The following is an 18,855-nucleotide window of genomic DNA, read 5'->3' on the forward strand; positions in this document are numbered from 1 at the left end:
TCCCCGTGGGCGGGTGGCGGGTTCTGTTGTTGCCATTGGGTGCGGGCCCATGTGCCGTTGCCGGTTTGCGTGGGGTCGAGGGGGAGGGGGGTGGTGAAGATGCCGTCTGCGTTGTCGGGTCCGGGGGTGTTGAGGTCTGGGAGGTCGGGGAGTTTGAAGTCGGTGTCGGTGAGGTGGGGTTCGTCGTGGGGGCCGCCGCCTCGTCTTCCGCCGTAGAGGCCGCCGATGGCGCCGGAGGTCGCGGCGAGGCCGTTGGTGAGGGCGTCGCCGAGGTTGCCGTTGATGGCGTCCATGGTGAAGGTGGTGGCGATGCCGGTGGCGCCGCCGACGGCGAGTTGGCGGCCGAGGGCGTTGCCGAATTTGGGGGGGACGAATTTGGCGGCTTCGGTGAAGATGCCGGCGAAGGCGCCGCCGACGGCGCCGCCTTCGACGGCTTGGAGGGTGTTGTCCCAGCTCCAGGAGGTGCGGTCGCCTTTGAGGAATTGGATGACCTGGACGGCGACGTCGGTGCCGAGCATGAAGGCGGTGCCGATGACGACGTTGCGGGCGAGGGACTGGAGGATTTTCCAGCACACCGTGCGGACGGCGGCGATGACGAGGCCGTCGAGTTCGGGCAGGCCGACGGAGGCCAGCTCCCACAGGGCGTAGGCGAGGAAGATGAGCTGGATGAGGAGGGAGTACTTGGTGTACTCCAGTTGGACGGCGGCGTTGCGGGACAGGTCGCCGATGCCGTTGGCGGATTGGGCCACGTTGGGCAGGACGGTGCGCATCTGCCGGGTGAAGTCGGCGAACTGGTCGGCGACGGGGCCCCCGAGGGAGTCGAGGACGCCGGTGGTGGCGGGGTCGATCTCGTCGGTGAGTTTTTCCAGGTGCTGGGCGGACTGGTACCAGGCCTGGGCCAGGACCTGCATCTTGTCCTCGTCGCCCTTCGGCCACGACTGACCCACCGCGAGCTCGGCCACCCAATCCAACTCAGGCGGCAGGTCGATACTCATCCGTGCTTGCCGGTCTCCGTCGAGCGCGGCTCTGCCTGGGTGGGGGCGAGCTTGCGGGCCGCATCGATGTGCGTACCCTCCATCTGATCGAGCCCCTTCGCCATCGTCGTGATGCCGTCCGAGGTGCTGTCGAACAGCTGCTTGGCGGTGCGGACCGTCTCCAGGATGCGCTGCGAGCTCGGGCCGTACTGCGCGTAGAACTGCGCGCCGGTCCGGTCGCCGTGCTCGCCCCAGCAGCCGAACAGCTCCTCGTGGGTGGCGTTCAGCCAGTCGTGCACGGCGAGCAGCCGGCTTCCCAGCTCCTGCATGTAGGGGGAGTTCTTGCCGATGCCCCCGGTGTCGGCGGAGAAGGTGTTGCCCATCATGAGGTCCTTTCCTCGGGCGCCGCCGTTTTCGGCCCCGCGTAGCCAGCCGGACAGTCCGCCGCGTCCCCCGGGTCGGTGGGGTCACGGCGAACAACCTCACCCAAGAAATACCTGGTGCGCGCGAGCACTTGCGCGCGTGATGGTCAAGTGCGCCTGTCTGTACCCGACACCTTGCCCGTCGGGCTCGACATGGCGGCCTGCGCGCGGTGCCTAGCGCACCCCGGTGGGCCCCAACTCCGCTGTTCGGGGGCCGAGTCGGCACCGCGTCGGCCCCGACCGCGGCCCCGCGCCCGCCCGATGACGCTGGTGTGGGCTCCGACCTGCTCGGTTACTGTCGGCACGTGACTGTGACGTGGGCGCACCAGGTGCGCGCGGCTGACGCGGCAAGGGCGGCGAGCAGGGCGGACGCGGCCCGCCGCGGGGACCGGCCCGGCCGGACCCGGCCGGCACGGGCCGCTGCGGCGCGCGGCCGCGTCGCACACACCCCCGCGGCACCGGCTCGCCGCACTGTATGGAGCCCGCGGTGAGCGCCCGGCGCGGCACCGGCCGGCTGCGCGCCGCCCGTCCCGGCTCGGGGCACCTGCAGGTCAGCGTTGAGGACCGGGTGCTCGTCGTGCACACCGGCGGCTCGCCTTCTGAGCATCTCGCCCAGGCCGCCGAGGAGTTGCGCCGCGGCTACGCCGCGGACCAGGCCACCGTGCTCGTCGGGGCCGGCTTCTGCGCCCCCGAGGCGCTGTACGCCCTGCTTGCCCCCGAACTCACCGATGCCCGCAAGGACGGCGTGCGCACGGTCCGGCTCGTGATGGCCCGGGCCGCCGAGCCCGGTGGCGGCGCGCTCGCCCAGGCGCTCGCCGAGGCCGCTTCCTGCGATGTGCTCGCGCCGGCCGGACTGATCGTCGTCGTCCCCGGCGGCACCGTCTTCGCCCCCGACCTGCCGGGCGCGCCCGGCGGCTGGTGGCACTTCTCGCCGGGGCTCGCCCCGCACCGCACCGGCACCCGGCTGCCGGAACCGGCGTGGCAGGCCGCCGTCGAGCGCGCGGCGCCGCCCACGACGGCCGGCTGCGTGGTCGAGCAGATCCCCGCCGGCCTGCTCGTCCTGCCGGTCGGCGTGCCGCCCGAGGGCGCCGACGCGCTGCGGTACGCGGTGCCGCCCGACCCCGCGGGTCCTCTGGTCCTCGTCGGCTCCTCGCACACCGGCGCGGTGCCCGTCGACGCCCTCGCCGAGGTGATCGCGGCGCTGCCCGGCGCCGTGCGCGGCAGTGTGCGGCTCGCCCCGGGCGACGGCGCTGACCTGCTGCCGGCCGGCCAGGGCGTCGCCGACCTGCTCGGTATCCCCGTCCGGGTGGCCACCGGCCTGCCGCTGCTGCTCGACGCCCCCTCGGCGCCCGCCGGTTCGCCCCGCACGGTCCTCACCGACGCCGAGGGCGAGCCCTCCTGGCGGCCATACGTCGAGGCCGTCACCTGCACGCCCGCCGAGGCCGAGGACAGCGCCGGGCCGAGCCTGGGCGCCTGGCGGCCCCCGATCGGCGGTCTGCGGCCGGGGCTCGAACCGGGCGCGATGATGCTGGACCGGCAGTGGGAGGTCGTCGTCACCCGCGCCGGGCTGTGGGTCGGCCCCAACGGGTCCGCCGTGCCCGAGGAGATCGCTGCCCGGCCGGTCAACCGCGACCTGATGGCGCTGGACGTCGGCATCCCCGAGGTGCCCTTCGACCCGGCCGTCTGGGAGGCGTTGGACCGCCTCTTCACCGCCCTCCAGGACGACGTGCGCGAGCGGACGTTCGTCCAACTCCATGGCGACTGCACCGCCGACGACCTGCGCGACTTGCGCCGCCTCGCCATGCGGCACGACCTCGCCGTCGCCCCCCGCGACTGGCGCGGCACGGCCGGCGAGGACGGCTCCCCGACGGAGGCGGGCGCCCCGCTCGCCGACGTCCTGCCGCTGGTGCGCAGGGCCGAGGCGGTGGCGCAGGCGGCCGCGCTGGAGGCGGACGAGCAGGACGAAGAGGCCGGGGCCTTCGCAGAAGGGCCGGAGGGCGCGGAAACCGCGGACCCGTACGCGCCCGCCCCCGCAGAGCCGCCCGCCGAGCCCGCGCCCGCCCGTACCGCCTTCGGCCGCACCCTCGAACCGGTCTTCACCCCAGGCCCCCTGCCGACCGGCCCGCGGCCCGCGGGACACGACGACGGCGGCGCGGACCGGCGTCCGGCCGCCGCTGCCCCGAGCCGGGAGGGCCGGGACACCGGCCAGAGCGGGATCGCACAGCACGCCGGGCCGCGCCCGCTGACCGTCGCGTACGGCGACCAGGAGCGCCCCGCGGCCGCGCAGGCACCGGTCGGCGGCGAGCAGACAGCGTTCCCCGCAGCGGCCGCCACCGCGGCCCGGAGCACAGGCGACCAGGCGGCCGCCGAGCCGATGGGCATCGCGGGCGCGCTGGTCGCCGACCTGCCGGTCGCGTTGGCGCCCACCTTCACCCCGCCGGTCGTCCCCCCGCTCGCCGGCCAGGCCGCCTACGCGGCCGGCGGCGCCGCGGCGGGGCACGCGCCGGACCGCGAGCGACCCGACCGGCCCTGAGACGTCGTGGACCGCGGTCGGGCGCCGAATCCCACGCGAGCGCCCCTGGCACCACCCGCGGACCACGGCCCGACGAACGACGAGGAGAACGCCATGATCCCCACCCACCCGCCCGGCGCGGACCGTCAGGACTCCGGAGGAACACTGCGGGCCCGCCGCGTCCGGCGGGCGCTGCCGCTGCCGCTGCACGACGGCGACCTCGACGGCGCGGCCGCCTCCGCGGCCCTGGCCCGCGGCCAGGCCGAGGCGGCCGGCGCGCTCGGCCTGCTGGACCTGCCGAGTGCGGCCGAACCCGCCGCCGCCCTCCGCCCGCTGCCCGAGAGCGCCGCGCTCGCCTTCCGCCCCCACCCGGGCACCTTCCGCGCCGACGAGCAGGGTGCCCGCTCCGGGCGCAGGACCGGACCGTGGCCGCTGGTGGCCGCGGCCGCGGTGGCCGGCGCCGTCCTGGTCTCCGCTCCGCTCATGCACCAGAAGGGCGACAAGGAGATCACCGGCGAGGGCCCGGACCGCGCGGTCCCGGTGGCCACCCTGGGCTCAGACGGCCACACCTCGCACGCCGTGTCCGATGGCGGCACCGGCAGCAGGACCGGCCTGACCGATGGCACCGTGCCCGCCGGGACGATCCCCACCACCGAAGTGCCGCGCGCCGACCGGCACGTCCGCCCGACCGTCCGCGCGCACGGCCCGACCTCGCCCACCACGGCGACGCCGACGACGAGCCCGTCCACGACCACCGCGGCCCCCCACGGGACCGAGCTCGGCGTCCTGCCGCAGGCCGCGCCCCTGGACCGGGAGTTGGCGCCGCACAACTTCGACGCACTGCTGCCCGGCGCCGCGAAGAAGGCGGCCGAGACGCCCGCCAAGCCGGCGGTGACGGTGACCAAGGAGGCCGTCCAGCCGGCCGCGGAGTCGGCCGCCAAGCCGACCACAGCAAAGCCGGCCGCCACGAGCGTCCACGTGGCGCGGACGGACACCGCGAAGCCGCGAACGGTCTCGCCCGAGGCGGCGAAGCCGGCCGGCGCGACGTCCGCCCACACCACAGATGCCCAGCCGCCGGCCCCTCCCACCAAGCCCGCCGCCCCGCAGTACGGGACGCGGGTCGTGGAGGGCACCACGGTGCTGCACGCCGGGCAGTCGGTCTCCACCGACCACGTCCGGGTCGCCATGACCCAGGGCGGCAACCTGGAGATTGGCGACCCGGCCGACGGCTCCGTGCTGTGGTCCTCGGGGACCTCCGGCAGCGGCAACTACGCCGTCTTCCAGGCGGACGGAAACCTCGTCGTCTACGGCGCTGACGGCAACTCGTTGTGGACCTCGGGCAGCGCCGGCAACGAAGGTGCCCACATGGTGCTGCAGGACGACGGCAACGTCGTGATCCGCTCGGCCGGCGGTAGCCCCGTCTGGTCCTCGCACACCGTCCACTGACCGCGCGGCCGGTCCTCCCGTCCCGCGGACGGGGGGACCGGCCCCGGTCGGCGGTGCTGCCTACGGCTCCTTGCGGCGGTTCTGCTCTGCCTGGTCGATCTCGGGGAACTCCCCGCCCTCCGGCTCCGGCGGGAAGAGGTCGGCCAGCTGGACGTTGCCCGTCAGCAGCGCGGAGGGTTGCAGCCCCTTGAGCAGCCGGCCGAATGTCACCTGCTGGTCCACCTCCGCCAGCGCCTTCTGCCGCGCCTCGGCGATGGTCGCCTTGAGTACGTCGGCCAGCTCCTTGGGCGTCATCCGGCGGAACGCGGCCGTTGGGAACTCGATGTCCGTCACCTCGCCGCGCGCGGTCACCGTCACCTTCACGGTTTTGCGCGGCGCGGTCGCCGTCCCCGCGGACTCGTTGATACGCTGCCGGGTCGTGTCGGCCTCCTCCCGCCGTCTGCGGTACTCGGTCATCAACTCCTCGATCTCCTGCTCGTACCCCGCCACCGTGCTGCTCCCGTCGCTCGTGCCGCCCGCCCCGCGCCGGGTCCGGGCGGGATACGGCCGCAGCCGCACCCCACCAGTCAAGTAGCACCCAGGGCAGGCCGCTCTTCCACCGGGAGCGGCGAGTTCGACCTGTCCGCTTTGCAACTCTGCCTGTCCGCCTGCCGACAGGGCCTGCAGGGCGCGCTACGGTGCCACCGCCCGCGAGCATCGAGCGGGCGGCGGCACCGTAGCGGGGGCGTCAGGACAGGGCGTCGTCCGGGTCGCCCGTCGCGCCCCACACGTTCTGCTCCTGCACCAGCAGGTCGGCCGCGCTGCGGTTCGCGGCCGTATCCTCCTCGCCGGCACCGCCCTCCTCGTCCTCGTCCTCCTCGGGCTGCTCCTCCAGCTCCGGGTCGTACGGGACGTCAGCGCACCTCATGTCTCCCGACCTCGGCATCTCCTCGATGCGGATCGAGCCGGTGCCTGCCGCGCTCTGCCGGTAAGGCTGCCAGGTGGCCAGCGGCGGCGGGGCGTCGGCCTCGGCGGCAGCGCCGGTCCAGGTCTCCTCGTCCTCGCGGGAGTAGCGGGAGAGTGGGCCGTCGCCCTCCTCGTCCTCCAGCGGGCCCATAGCCCACAGCATGGGCACGATGGAGTCCTCGTTGCTGTCCCAGGCCGCGAACTCGTCGCCGGCCTCTTCACCGCCCGCGGGCAGCACGAGCAGCGGTTCCACCTCCCCGGGCACCTGCTCCTCGGCGGCCTGCGTACGGCCGTTGCGGGCGAGTGCGGCCTCACCGAGCAGCGCCGCCTCGGCGACGAGCGCGGCCTCGCGGGTGTGGTCGCCGCCGTGGCCCGGGGCGACCAGGGCGCCGCCCTCGGCCGCGCCCCCGGCGAGCGGCCCACGACCCTCGGCGGGCAGCGGATCGCCGTCCGCGCCGTCGCCCCACGCGGACTCCTGGGCGAGCAGGTGGGCTGACTCGGTGGGCCGCTCCTCCCCGTCCTGCCGGGTGCCCTGAGCGCCTTGGGCACCGGGCAGCAGAGGCGTCCCGGGCGTGCCCGGGGCGGCCTCGGCCGGCTCCTCGGCGGTGAAGCCCGGCACCGGCTCGGTCGGCGCGGTCAGGTACGCCCCGCCCGCCGCGACCGGGCCGGCGCCCTCCGCGAGGGGCTCGCCGGCCGCGAAGTCGCGTTCGGCGCCCCACGGGTCGGCACTGGTCTGCAGCAGTCCGGAGGCGTCGCTCGGATCGGTGCTGTTCTGGCCGGAGTTGGCACCGCCGGGTGCGCCCATGCCGCCGGGGGGCATGAAGGGCATGCCGCCGGTGCCCGCGGTCTCGCCGGTGGCGAGGTCGGTCGCCGCGGGGAACTCCTCGGAGGCGGGCAGGTCGAGGCCGGTGTCGTCGGGGGTGGTGGCGAAGTTCTGGGGTTCGTCGAGGCCGGTGTCGGGCGATCCGGTCCAGGGTTCGGCGGAGTTTTCGAGGAGGCCGGACGCGTCGCTGGGGTCGGTGCCCCCCAGGCCGGTGTTGGAGCTGCCGCCGGGTGCGCCCATGCCGCCGGGTGGCATGAAGGGCATGCCGCCGGGGGTTTCGCCGGTGGTGGCGAGGTCGCTGGTGTCGGGGACGACTTCGGGTGTGCTGGTGGGCAGGTCGAGGCCGGTGTCGTCGGGGGTGGTGGCGAAGTTCTGGGGTTCGTCGAGACCGGTGTCCGTCGAGCCCGCCCACGGTTCGGCGTTGGAGTCCAGCAGCCCGGATGCGTCGCTCGGGTCGGTGCCCGCCTGCGCGGAGTTGGCACCGCCGGGTGCGCCCATGCCGCCGGGCGGCATGAACGGCGTCCCGCCTGGGGTCTCGCCCGTCGCCAGGTTCGACTGCGGGCCGCCCGACTCCAGGCCCAGGTTGCCCGGGAAGCCCGCGGGCGTGCCGGTGTCGTTGGGCAGGCCGGTGTCCGACAGCCCGTTGGTGCCGCCGAGCCCGGTGTCGCCGGGGAAGTCCTTGGGCGTGCCGGTGTTGTTGAAGGTCGAACCATTCGTCGGCAGCCCGGTGTTGGGCAGGTTCGTGGCGGCGTCGGTGCTCGTGGAGTTGGGAAACCCGGTCGGCGGAATGGCGGCAAGGTCCTGCGGGTTCGCCCGGTCCAGCATCCCGCTGTCGGGCACGCCGGTGTCCGTGCCGTGCGGGAAGGGGCTGGGCGAGCCGTCCGGGTTGAGAGCCGCGTCCAGCGCGTTCGGGTCGAACGGGGGCACGTCGCCGGAGGGGCCGCTGGTGTCAGTGCTGTTTGGGAAGCCGCGCGGTTTCGTCGTCAGGTCGTTGCCGGGGCCGTCCGTGGAGGTGGGGCCGCCGAAGGGGGCCGGGGTGCCCGTGTCAGGCCCGCCGGTGTTCAGGCCGCCGGTGTTCAGGCCGCCGGTGGGCAGCGGGGTGTTGGTGGGCGGCGGGGTGTCCGTCGGCGGAGGAGTGTCGGTGGGCGGCGGGGTGTCCGTCGGCGGGGGAGTGTCGGTGGGCGGCGGGTTCGTGAGAGGGCTGTTGATTGGCGTCGGCGCCTTGAGGTTGTCGATCGTCACCTGGTAGTTGCCCGCCAGGCTCTTCAGTACCTTCCGCATGTCGTTGGTCATCATCTCGACCAGCTGCGGCCTCTGGCTGACCGGGATGAGGCCGTTCGACATCGGCTTGACGCCCATCTTCTGCGCCTGGTCGGCGTACCAGATGTCGATGTCGTAGATCAGCAGCTGGGCGTTCTTCAGGTTCACCGAGTTGTTGGCGATCTGCTGCGGCACCGAGTGGCTGCCGGTGGCGCCGCCGGAGAGCACGTCGGCGTTCGCCTGCACCTGCTTGGAGAAGGTGTTGATCATGTCGAAGAACGTCTCGGCGGCATCCCCCTGCCAGGGACCGTCGGTGCCGGCGAGCGCGTTGGCCTGGTCCCCGAGGGCCTTGGCGATGATCCTGAAGGTGTTCTGCGCGTAGGCGAAGGCGTGGGCGGCGTTGAGCAGCGACGGCGGCGAGGAGACGTCCCCGGCGTGGTCCACGTTGGCGGTGTTGTCCACGCCGGCGGACATGCCGTTGATCGCGGCCTCGATCTGCTTCCAGTCCCAGGTGTCGTAGTCCGAGACGGACCCCGGATCGCTGCCGGGGTCACCGAAGATGGTGCCGTCGTCGCCCTTGGTGAAACCGTTGCCGTCGTACTTGTTGTCGTCCGCCATGGCGCTCCTCGCCTGTCGGTGCCCTGCCCGGGACGGGAGTGAGCGGGCCCGTCGGCCGCCCCTCCCGTCCCCGGCTACCGGTCAGCTGCTGCCGCTGCCGGTCGACCCGCCGCCGTCCTTGACCAGGTTGTCGAAGTCGCCCTGCGCCGCCTGCATGTAGGTCTGGACGTCGGTGGCATTCAGCACGGTGTCGTCGTGGATCGACTTGTACTTCGCGGAAATGGCGCGGACGCCCGTGGCGATGTCCGTGATGCCCTGCGCCAGGTCGCTCAGCACCAACCCGACGGCCTTCTTCAGCCCGCCGTCGTCATTGGGCCCGTTGAGGTTGGTGCGGATCGTGTTGCCGTGGTAGAACGCCCCGGCCCGCACGTGCGTGTTCTCCTGCAGGTACGCCACGGCGTCCTGCACCGGCTTCACCAGGGCGTCCATGTTCGTGGCGAACAGGTCGAGGGCGTGGGTGTCGACCGCCGTCTTCTTGCCGCCCGCGCTGCCGCCCGTGGGCACCTTCGGCGGGACGAACGTCCCAGTGGTGTCGTTGAAGGGGTCGTGGTCGGGGGTCACCTGGGTCGGGCCGCCGTAAGGAACGGGGGTCTTCTGGTACGTCGGCTGGTGCCGACCGGCGAGGGGATTGACGTCAGACACGGTCTACTTCCCCCAGATGCCCATGCCCTGGCGCTCACCGTTGCCGTACGACTCGTTGATCGTGCCGAGCATCTGGGTGGCCATCTGGGACTTCTGGGTCATGTCCGCGGCGGCGGCGTCCCACTGCGCCTTGACCTCGGCGTAGATGGCCTGAGCGTTGGAGGTCCACTCGCTCAGGTTCATCTTGGACTGGTTGTCCAGATCCTCCAGCGTGGAGTTGATCCGCTGGGTGATGGTGTTCATCTCACCGACGATGTACTCGACCTGGTTCATGTCGACGTTGTATGTGGCCACGGTGCTGGCTCCTTACGAGGGCGGCGCCCGGTGAGGGGCAGGCGGGAGTGCTGGCGGAGGTTTTGGTGAAGGCCCGGCGCGGGCCAGCGAAGAGAGCGCGAAAGCTGCCGGAGGAGCGGATCAGATCGGGAAGTTGGGCAGGCCACCGCCCGAACCCATGCTCTGCGCCAGGCGGTTGGCCTGGTCCTGGGTGTCGGAGTGCACGTTGGCGTACACGCCGGTGTTCGCCGACAGCTGCTCCAGCATGCGCTGCAGGGCGGCGTTGACCTTCGAGAAGTCGCTCAGCCACTCCTGCATGGCGTTGTGGTAGATGTTCGCCGCGTCGCCCTGCCAGCTCGACTGGAGGCCCATGATCTGGCCGTCCATCTGCGCGTAAGAGTTCGACGTCTCGTCCAGAGCGGTCTGGAAGGTGCCCTGGGCGGCGGTCATTCCCTGGATATCGACTTGGGTGGAGGCCATACCACTTCCTTTCGTCGGGGGCGCCGCACCCGGCGGCGCCCCCTCGTGCGGTCAGCGTCCATCGTGGTCGGTGGGCGGCACCCGCCGGCGTGGGCAGCCGTCGTGCTGCCCAACGGTCTGGAAAGTCTGCCTGTCCGTGCCCGCCCACCGGCCCGTCACGGCCCCGCCGGAACCGGTTCGGGGCCCGGCACCGGCTCCGACGCGGCGCCCCCGCCGACCGGCTCGGCCGGCGGCGTGACGACCCCGACGGCATACAGGTCCTCCGCGCCGACCGCGCGCGCCTCGCAGCGCGAGGCCATCAGGTCCGCCAGCCGGTGCGCGCCGAAGACCGAACCCGCCGGCGGCCGCCGGGCGAACTCCTCGGCCAGCGCGGCCGCCCCGTCCTCGGCCAGCGAGAAGCCGGAGCCGGCCAGCCGGCCGTCCAGCAGCGCCACCAGCTCGGCCGGGCTGTAGGGCACCAGCCGCACGTACTCTGCGAGCGCCGACGCCAGCCGGCTGCGGCGGCGCAGCACCGGCAGCATGGCCGGGGTGCCGCTGAGCACCATCACCGGGGATCCGGGCACGCCCACCGCGCCGGTCAGCGCATCCAGCACCGCCTCCTGCTCGCCCTGCGGCCGCTTGCCGAAGGGCGGGTCGAACTCCACCAGCAGCACGCCCCCTTCGGCCTCGGCGACCGACGCCGCGAGCCGCACCGCCGGCTGCTCCGGCCAGCGCGCGGGCACCTGCGAGAGCGGCACCCGCAGCACCGCGCCGTGCGCGATGACGCCCTGCTCGGCCAGCGCCCGCGCGTACAGGGAGGCGAGCGCGGCCCGCCCCGCGCCGGGCGCGCCCTCCAGGGCCACGCTGGCCGCCCGCGGCATGGGCGGCTTCTCCGCGCCGCGGGCGGCCGCGAGCCGCCGCAGCCGGGCCGTCAGCGCGTCCCGGGCGGCCTGCTGCCCGACCAAGCCGGCCAGCCGGCGCAGCGCCGAGCCGCCGGAGCCGGCCGGATCCTGGCCGCCCGCGGCGGCCCGCTCCTCCACCACCGGCACGTCCTCGCCCTGCAGGACGCTCAACTCGCTGTCCTCCTGCGGCGGTTCGGCGGCCAGTCGGGAAGCCTGGCGGCTGATCATCTCCTCGAAGATCTGGCGTGCCACGCGGCCGTTGCCGAAGGTGTCGCTCTTGGGGACGTCCTCGAAGTAGCGCACCAGTGCGTCCAGCGCGGTGGGCGACAGCTCGTAGTAGTGCTTGACGCACAGACCGCGGGCGATGGTGACCAGTTCGTCCGGGCTGTAGTTGGGGAACTCCACTGTGCGGGTGAAGCGCGAGGCCATGCCGGGGTTGGAGGCCAGGAACTGGTCCATCTGCTTGGAGTATCCGGCGACGATGACCACGATCTCGTCGCGGTGGTCCTCCATCAGCTTCATCAGCGTTTCGACGGCCTCTTGCCCGAAGTCGGGCCCGGTGCCGCGGGATTGGTTGGTCAGCGTGTACGCCTCGTCGATGAACATCACGCCGCCGAGCGCCTTGTTGAACACCTCGGTGGTCTTGATCGCGGTGCCGCCGATGATCTGCGCCACCAGGTCGGCGCGGGCCACCTCCACGATGTGGCCCTGGCTGAGGATGCCCAACTCCGCCAGCACCGCGCCGTACAGGCGCGCCACCGTGGTCTTGCCGGTGCCGGGCGGGCCGGCGAAGACCAGATGCCGACTCATCGGCGGCATCGGCAGGCCCATCTCCTGCCGCCGCTGGGCCATCTGGTTCAGGTTGATCAGCCCGGTGACCTCGCGCTTCACGCTCTCCAGGCCGACCAGCGCCTCCAGTTCGGCCGTCGGACCCACCAACCGGGCCCGGCCGGCCGCGCCGCCGCCCTCCGCCGGGCCCAACGCGTCCTCGCCGCCCGGGGCCTGGCCGCCGCCGGAGCGGGCGGGACCCTTGCCACCCGCGGTCGGCGCGTTGCCGTCGCCCACCGCCCGGCCGCCGTTGTCGCGGATGTCGCAGTCGTTGAGGACCACCGGCTCCTCGGTACGGGAGTGCACCCCGTCCCCGCCGTTCTCCCGCACCGCGCACGCGGTCAGCTCCGCCCGGCAGCCCGCCGTCACGTGCAGCCCGTGGCCGCGCGCCCCGGTGATCCGGCAGCCGGTCGCGACGAACTGCCCGCCGGAGACCAGCCGCACCCCGTCGCCATCCGCCCCGGCGAACTCCGTCTCGCGCGCGGTTAGCAGGGCCTCGGTGGCCACCACCACCGTGCCCGTGACGGCCGACCCGGACAGGTCGGCCTGCGCCTCCTGCACCAGCGACAGGCCCGCGCCGCCGCCGGTCCGCACTCGCACCGAGGCCAGCTCCGCCCGCGCGCCCCGCGCCAGTTCCAGGCCCGCGTGGGCGGCGACCTCGGCGTCACGCAGTTCGAGCCGGCCGCCGTCGCGGACCACCGCGCCGGTGCCGCGCTGCTCCTCGCCGCCGTCCACGGTCAGCCGTTCGGCCCGCAGCAGTCCGGCACCGTCCACCCGCACCGCGGCCTGCCCGGCCCCACGCACCACCAGGCCGGTGCACTCCACCTCGGCGTCGGCCGCCACGCCGACACCCACCGGCACCTCAGACAGCGTGCACTCCTGCAGCCGCGCCCGCGCGCCCGCGGCGACCTGTACCGCGACCTCGCCCGCGCCCTCCACCGAGCAGTCCCGCAGCAGCGGTTCCGCGCCCGCGCCGATGTGCACCGCCTGGCGGCCCGCGCCGGTGAACCGGCAGCCCGAAAGGACCGTCTCGCCGCTGCTGGTCAGATATGCGTCCAGGGTCGCGCTGCCGGAGACCCGCACATCGTGCAGCGAGGCCGCAGCCTCCTGCTCCACCGCCAGCGCCGGCTTGCCGCAGCCCTCGACGGTGGTGTCCTCCACCACCACCGAGCTGCGGCCGTTGGCGCACACCCCGTTGCCCTGCACGCGCTGCAGCGTGCAGCCGCGCACCGCGAGCCGCCCGCCCTCGGCCACCACCACGGCGGAGGAGCCCAGGTCGAACATGCGGGTGCGCTCCACCACGTTGGGCCGATCGGAGGTGACCACGATGCCGGCACCCCGGGCGTTGGTCAGCTCGCAGTCCCGCAGCGCCAGCACCCCCTCGTGCCAGGCGAGCACCGCGGCCCACGCCTCCCCGGCGAGCCGGCAGCCGTCCAGCGCCGCCTGCCCGCGCCGCACGTCCAGCACCGGGGCCTCGCGGTCCGCGCCACTGAGCACCAGCTGCGACAGCTGCACCGCCTCCGCGTCCAGCACCACCGTGCTGCCCGACTGCGCGTGCACCTCCGGGGGTTGGGCACTGTCCTGCGCGGCCACCGTCACCGGGGTGGTGATGTGCAGGTTCTCCGTGTAGTGGCCCGGCGCCACCGTGATCAGCGCGCCCTCCCGTGCGTCGGCGAGCGCCGCGCCGATCGACCGGTACGCGCCCTGCCGGTCCGGCGCGACGTACAGCACCTGCCGTATCACCTGCGTGCTCCCTTGTTGTTCGACATGCTGCTCGTACTGCTCGGTGGGCCCGGCCGCTTCGCCTGCGGGCCGGCCTGCGGGCCCCTCGCCGTGCCGCCGCCCGGCCTGCCGGGGGAGGGCTGGGTGGGCGCCGCCGCGTACGGCGGCAGCAGCCCCGGCGGGGTGCCGGGCGGCGGCGGCTCGCCCTCGGCCTTCGCGGCGCCGCGCAGCGCGGTGAGAGTCTTTTCGAGCCCGACCAAGGCCTGCGCGTCCAGCGCGGCGGACCGGCCGCCGGCCCCGTCCCGGCCGACGGCGGGCCGGGGCGCTGGCTCGTCGGGCTCGGCGGCCGACAGCTCGCGCAGCAGGACGGCCGCGGGCGCGCCCGGGTTGGTGCGCAGCACTCGGAACCGGGTGCCCGGCTCGAAGAGCACGCGGTCCGGCTGCGCCGGGTCCAGCAGCCGTGTGCGGCGCGCCGTCATCGACCAGACCAGGAACAACACGTCGTGCTCGGGCACGCGGTAGGGCGCGGTCGAGGCGCGGCAGAACGCCCACTCGGTGGCCACCCGCCCCTCCCGGTACCAGCCCAGCTCCTGCGGTGTGAGGGACGCGTGCAGCAGGGCGGCGCCGCGGTACGAGGGCAACCGGCGCAGGCCCGCGGTCACGCAGCGGGCGAGCGGGACGTGCGGTCCGGGGTTGGCCTGGCGCACCGCGGCGTCCACCTGGTCGTGGTCGCCGCCCAGGTAGAGCCGCACCGCGACCAGGTCCGTGAGGGTGTCCGCGCCCTCCTCGCGCGAGCCGGAGCGCAGCCCCGGGGACTCCGACATCACCCTGGAGACGGAGCCGGCCAGCGCGCCGAACTGGTTGCTGAACGTCTTGCACAGCCAGGCGCGTTCCTTCTCCAGTCCGCGTTCGGGCGGTACGGCGGTGGCGCCGCCCGGGGGGGCCGACTGCACGCGGACGCCTTGGCCCGCGGCCTCCGAAGGACGGTCCGCCCAGGCGCCTGGGGCTGCTTGGGGAGCGGTCCCCTGGGCGCTTGGGACGGCGACCGGGGTCTGCCCCGTGCCGTGAGCGCCCGGTGCGGGCGTTCCCTGCGGGGGCGCGCCCGGGGCTCCTTGGGGCTGCGCGGGTGCCGGGGTGCCGGGGCCGCCACCTGCCTGCGGGATTCCTCCGCCGGGGGTGCCGGGCGCCGTCGGCGCCGAAGTGCCGGAGGACTCCAGGCGGATGCCGATGGGGAGGGCGGGGGCGGGGGCGCGCTGCGGGGCGGAGGGCGTCGGTGGGGCATTGCCCGGACGGGGTGCCGGGGGTGCGGGTGCGGAGGGGGCCGGTTGGCCGGTGGAGGGCGGGGTGTCGGGGGTCACCGGGTCGAACGGTGCCGCCGTCTCCGTGAACCTCGGGAGCCTTGCCGGGGAGGGGCCGGACATGCTGGACTCCGCCGCCTGCCGTGGGGCAGGGGGCGGAGCGGAATGCGGTGCCGGGATGGGGTCTTGGGGTGGGGACGGTTCTTGGGGACCCGGGGCTGTGTCCGGTGGTGCCGGCGGTGCGGGCGAGCTCGGGTCCCCACCGCCGGCTTGCGGCGGCGGGCCCGGCAGCGCATCACCACCTCCCGGGCCCGGCGGACGGGCCGGAGGGCGGGCCCCCGGATGGGCCGGCGGGTAGGTCGGTGGATGAGCCGGTGGGGGGCCGTCGGCACCGGGTGGCGGGACGCTGCCGTGGGGCTGCCCCTGGACCCCAGGGTGCGGGGGCTGTTGGGACGCGGGGGCGGCCGGCGGCGGGGGCGCCGCGCCCGCCGGTCTTGCGGACGTCGCCTTCTGCGGGGCGGCCTCGGCGTACGCGTTTCCGTTCGCCGTCGCGGGCGGGGTCTCGATCGGCCGCGTGTATGGGGACCGCTCCGCCGGCGGGCCCTGCGTCTCCGTCGACGGGGGCTGCTGCTGCGGGAGTCGGGGCGCATACGGTCCCGTCTGCGCCTGCGCCGCCGCAGGGTGGCGGGTTGCGGCAGGTGCCGCGTGGGCCGGGCCCGCCTCCTGCGTCGCGTGGTGCCCCACCGCCCGCTCCTCACGCAAGTGGCCGTGCGCCGCGCGCGGTTCCATGGCCGGCGTCGCCGACCACCACCCCTGGACGCTCCAGCCCAGCGCGGCCCCCGGCGCGTCCGCCGGTGCCACCCGGAACGCGTCCCGCAGCGTCGGGTCCAACTGGCGTAGCATGTCCTCCGCCACCCCGCGCAGCAGTTCGCCCGTCTCCGGCGTGCTCCGGTCGTACAGGATGACCGCGCGGCCCGGGGCCGCCGTCACCCGGCGGACCGCGTCGCCGCCCACTGGCTCCGCCGGCGGTCGCAGCCACAGCCCGCTCTGGACCACTTCGAGCACCGTGCCGTGGCCGTAGGCGAAGACCCGGCTCGTCTCCTCGGCCGCCCCCGTCACCGGCGAGCGCACCCCGAGCAGGGTCGGCGGCGGTGGGACGGCCCCCACCGACGGGTAGTACACCACCTCGCCTGCGAACGGGCGCCAGGCCGCCGTCCCGTCCCGGTTGGGCACTTCCACGTAGCGCGCCTGCTCGGCCACCAAAGGCAGCGCCGGCAGGCCGGTGTAGAAGACGACCTGCTCGCCGGTGCTGTCCGCGAGGCCCTGACCGAGCGACTCCACCCCCTCCGGCAGCGTCACCGGGCCCAGTTGCAGGAAGCGCACCCAGGGCCGCGCCGAGGGCAGCACGCTGTTCCACACCCGCACCGCGTCCGGCAGCTCGACCGGCGGACCGCCCGGGCTGCCTAGGACCGCCGTCAGCACCTCGACGCTGCCCGCGATCCGGTCCACCAGCCAGTGCCGGCCGCCCGCCGAGCCCGGCGGGTGGCCGCGCAGCCAGATGCCGCTGGCCGTCGGCTCTACCACTGCGTGCGGCGCGGTGCTCCACGGCTGGTCCGCCACCGCGTACTCCCAAGCGGGCTTGGGGAAGCGCCGCGAGTCGTATGCCGCCGCGCGCTTCGCGCGGTGCTGCAGCCACCCCGCGCCTGCGTCGTGCGGCACGAAGAGCCCGCCGTCCGGGGCCGTGCGCACGGCGCCGTCCGGCACCAGCACGGTGCTGCCTAGCCGGTCGGCCGTGGCCTGCCCGAAGGCGCGCACCTGCGGCGGCAGCGCCCGGCTGAAGACGATCCGGACCCCGCCAGGCGCGCCGGGCAGCGCCTTGGGCACCGCCTCCCACTCTCGTCGGTCGGCCCCCAGCGGCAGATCCACGACGACGAGCTGGTGCTGGGGGTCCGGCGCGAGCGCCTGGGCGAAGGCCGCCACAACCTTGTCGGGCTCGCCCTTGCGGTGAACCAGCAGGGCGTTCCCCAGCGGCCGGACCCGCAGGCCCGCCCGCGCGCCGGACACAACGCTGCTGTCGAGGCGCATCTTCATTACCGCCGCCCGCCCTTCCCACCGTCCGCGGCCCCGTTGCGGACCGCCGCTGTGTCATCGGCCGGCGGCCGGATCTCCGTACCCGGGACGGCTGCCGCCGCCCCTGTCACGCCGGCGTCCTGCCCGGACGGCGACGCCTTGTCGAACACTGCGGGCACCTGCGCCGTTCCCGTCCGCAGGGCCGCAGTTGCCGTCGGCTCGCCGGTGCCCTGCGTGTACGAGGACTTCGACGCCTTGCCCTGCCCTGCGGGAGCCGCCGTTACCTGCGCGGACCCCTGCGCGCCGCCGACGCCCTTGCCGGACGTCAGGGCCGAGGCCGGGACGTCCGCCGCGGCGGCCTGCGCGTCCAGCATGGGGCCGTGCGGCAGCAGGGCCAGCACGTCCTCGGGCATCGCCGTCGAGGGCCCGCTCAGCCGCAGCGCCGGGGCTGCCCCGGTGTCGCCCAGCGGGTACAGCACGCCCTGCTCGTCCACCAGGTACGACTGCGGGTTGTGGTTGCCCGCCCTGATCTGGTCCTGGTCGAGGACGAGCAGGCCGTGGCCCGGCGGGATGAGCACCTGGCGGGTCGTGGTGCCGGCCTCGCCGGTCTCCAGCACAACCTGCTCGGTGAGCCCGGCGCCTTTGGTGGTCTGGCGCAGGCACAGGGCCGCGTTTCTGGTACGGGCCTGCGGGGCGTGTAGCACCTCGGGCAGGCCGCGCGCGGGCAGGCCGGTCGGGGAGACCGGCGAGGCCGCGATTGAGGTCGGGTCCACCGTGCGCGCCGCGGCGGCCCCCGGCCGCGCCTCCAGCAGCGCGAACTGCGTGGCTGTCACGTGCGCGATGCCGTTGCCGAGCATCACGTAGGTGTGGCCGCCCGCGTCGGCCGGGGTGCGGAAGAGCTGGCCGACCTTCACCGCCTGCCCGCCGACCTTGCCCGCGGGCTGCCCCGCCTTCGGGATCGCGGGCGCGGCCAGCGGCGGACCCGTGGGCACCCGGGCCAGCCAGTTGTCGGGCGCGGGCAGCAGCCGGCCGCCGTCCAGGCCGAGCGCGATCAGCGTCGAGGCGTCGGGCACCGGGTACTTCACGTTCTGGAAGAGCACGTAGCGGGCGCCGCCGTTCGTGGTGAGCACGGCCTGCGCGCTGGCCGGGACCTTCGCTACGTGCGAGGGGGCGAGGTCCAGCACCTCGCCGAGCGCGCCTGGCCGCAGGCAGCGCGCCCAGCCACCGGTGAGCACGTCGCCGGCCGCGGGCAGCGAGTCCGGGGCGTCGGGGATGCCGACCGGGCCGCCGTGTGCCACCTTCGACAGCACGTCGCGCGAGACGGTGCGCACCGTGCCGGAGGAGCCGGTGAGCAGCAGCGCCGAGGCGTAGTTGAGCACCGGCCGCAGAGTGCCGTCGACCATCAGGTAGCGGTTGCCGGTCTCCCTCTCCACGATGATCGAGCCCGGCTTGCGCCAGGTGTCTTTCTGCACGGGCTTGATCAGCCCGTAGATGCCGAAGCCGGCGCAGAGCAGGATCACCAGCAGCACCCCGAAGTAGGTGCCGAGCGTGCCGCGCCGGGTGGGTCCGGTGCCGCGGCCGGGGTCGCCGGTGACCAGCGCGGTGGCCAGCTGGCCGACTGCGAATTGGTACGCCTGCAGATGGTCGCGTCGGGTCTGCAC

12 protein-coding genes are annotated in these 18,855 nt (G+C 74.8%); 2 read left to right on the forward strand and 10 right to left on the reverse strand.

What is annotated here, in order from left to right; genetic code table 11:
• Together BMW99_RS36535 and BMW99_RS36540 are read right to left on the reverse strand one after the other, a co-directional pair.
• The coding region (locus BMW99_RS36535; protein ID WP_143080605.1) for a WXG100 family type VII secretion target at positions 1 to 995 on the reverse strand (995 nt) is incomplete at its 3' end.
• Positions 992 to 1,360, reverse strand: coding sequence for a hypothetical protein (locus BMW99_RS36540; protein ID WP_141726209.1), 369 nt, complete (start codon positions 1,358 to 1,360; stop codon positions 992 to 994). The genes BMW99_RS36535 and BMW99_RS36540, both read right to left, overlap by 4 nt.
• A 523-nt stretch (positions 1,361 to 1,883) precedes the next feature.
• Here BMW99_RS36540 and BMW99_RS36545 point away from each other — a divergent pair.
• Together BMW99_RS36545 and BMW99_RS36550 are read left to right on the forward strand one after the other, a co-directional pair.
• Positions 1,884 to 3,929 (forward strand): hypothetical protein, encoded by a 2,046-nt coding sequence (locus BMW99_RS36545; protein ID WP_075018296.1) that lies wholly within the window; start codon positions 1,884 to 1,886, stop codon positions 3,927 to 3,929.
• A 93-nt stretch (positions 3,930 to 4,022) separates the two neighbouring features.
• A complete protein-coding gene (locus tag BMW99_RS36550) occupies positions 4,023 to 5,354 on the forward strand; it encodes a hypothetical protein (RefSeq protein WP_075018297.1) in 1,332 nt (443 codons plus the stop codon).
• A 60-nt stretch (positions 5,355 to 5,414) separates the two neighbouring features.
• Here BMW99_RS36550 and BMW99_RS36555 read toward each other — a convergent pair whose 3' ends face one another.
• The 8 genes from BMW99_RS36555 to eccB all read right to left on the reverse strand — a co-directional run bounded on the left by BMW99_RS36555 (position 5,415) and on the right by eccB (position 18,855).
• Positions 5,415 to 5,843, reverse strand: a complete 429-nt coding sequence (locus BMW99_RS36555; protein WP_141726453.1) for a YbaB/EbfC family nucleoid-associated protein — start codon at positions 5,841 to 5,843, stop codon at positions 5,415 to 5,417.
• A gap of 238 nt (positions 5,844 to 6,081) precedes the next feature.
• Positions 6,082 to 9,000: a hypothetical protein gene (locus BMW99_RS36560; protein ID WP_075018298.1), complete on the reverse strand. Its 2,919-nt coding sequence runs from the start codon at positions 8,998 to 9,000 to the stop codon at positions 6,082 to 6,084.
• Between the two features lie 81 nt (positions 9,001 to 9,081).
• A complete protein-coding gene (locus BMW99_RS36565; RefSeq protein WP_069466164.1) occupies positions 9,082 to 9,642 on the reverse strand; it encodes a hypothetical protein in 561 nt (186 codons plus the stop codon).
• A 3-nt stretch (positions 9,643 to 9,645) separates the two neighbouring features.
• Positions 9,646 to 9,936, reverse strand: coding sequence for a WXG100 family type VII secretion target (locus BMW99_RS36570; protein ID WP_069466165.1), 291 nt, complete (start codon positions 9,934 to 9,936; stop codon positions 9,646 to 9,648).
• A gap of 120 nt (positions 9,937 to 10,056) precedes the next feature.
• Entirely contained in the window at positions 10,057 to 10,395 is a 339-nt protein-coding gene (locus BMW99_RS36575; RefSeq protein WP_075018299.1) for a WXG100 family type VII secretion target, read from the reverse strand.
• Between the two features lie 155 nt (positions 10,396 to 10,550).
• Positions 10,551 to 13,847, reverse strand: coding sequence for a right-handed parallel beta-helix repeat-containing protein (locus tag BMW99_RS41690; protein ID WP_079176310.1), 3,297 nt, complete (start codon positions 13,845 to 13,847; stop codon positions 10,551 to 10,553).
• Positions 13,844 to 17,215: a hypothetical protein gene (locus BMW99_RS36585; protein WP_075018300.1), complete on the reverse strand. Its 3,372-nt coding sequence runs from the start codon at positions 17,213 to 17,215 to the stop codon at positions 13,844 to 13,846. Before BMW99_RS36585 ends, BMW99_RS41690 begins: the two co-directional genes overlap by 4 nt.
• Positions 17,215 to 18,855: a type VII secretion protein EccB gene (gene eccB, locus BMW99_RS36590; protein WP_075018301.1), complete on the reverse strand. Its 1,641-nt coding sequence runs from the start codon at positions 18,853 to 18,855 to the stop codon at positions 17,215 to 17,217. The genes BMW99_RS36585 and eccB overlap by 1 nt, the downstream gene beginning before the upstream one ends.

It is taken from the genome of Actinacidiphila rubida, assembly GCF_900110255.1.
Lineage (GTDB): Bacteria > Actinomycetota > Actinomycetes > Streptomycetales > Streptomycetaceae > Actinacidiphila > Actinacidiphila rubida.

What these genes read in the sequence shown, in the direction of transcription:
- BMW99_RS36540 (WP_141726209.1), bottom strand. Translation starts at nt 1,360, where the DNA reads ATGATGGGCAACACCTTCTCCGCCGACACCGGGGGCATCGGCAAGAAC.
- BMW99_RS36550 (WP_075018297.1), top strand. Translation starts at nt 4,023, where the DNA reads ATGATCCCCACCCACCCGCCCGGCGCGGACCGTCAGGACTCCGGAGGA.
- BMW99_RS36560 (WP_075018298.1), bottom strand. Translation starts at nt 9,000, where the DNA reads ATGGCGGACGACAACAAGTACGACGGCAACGGTTTCACCAAGGGCGAC.
- BMW99_RS36575 (WP_075018299.1), bottom strand. Translation starts at nt 10,395, where the DNA reads ATGGCCTCCACCCAAGTCGATATCCAGGGAATGACCGCCGCCCAGGGC.
- BMW99_RS36585 (WP_075018300.1), bottom strand. Translation starts at nt 17,215, where the DNA reads ATGAAGATGCGCCTCGACAGCAGCGTTGTGTCCGGCGCGCGGGCGGGC.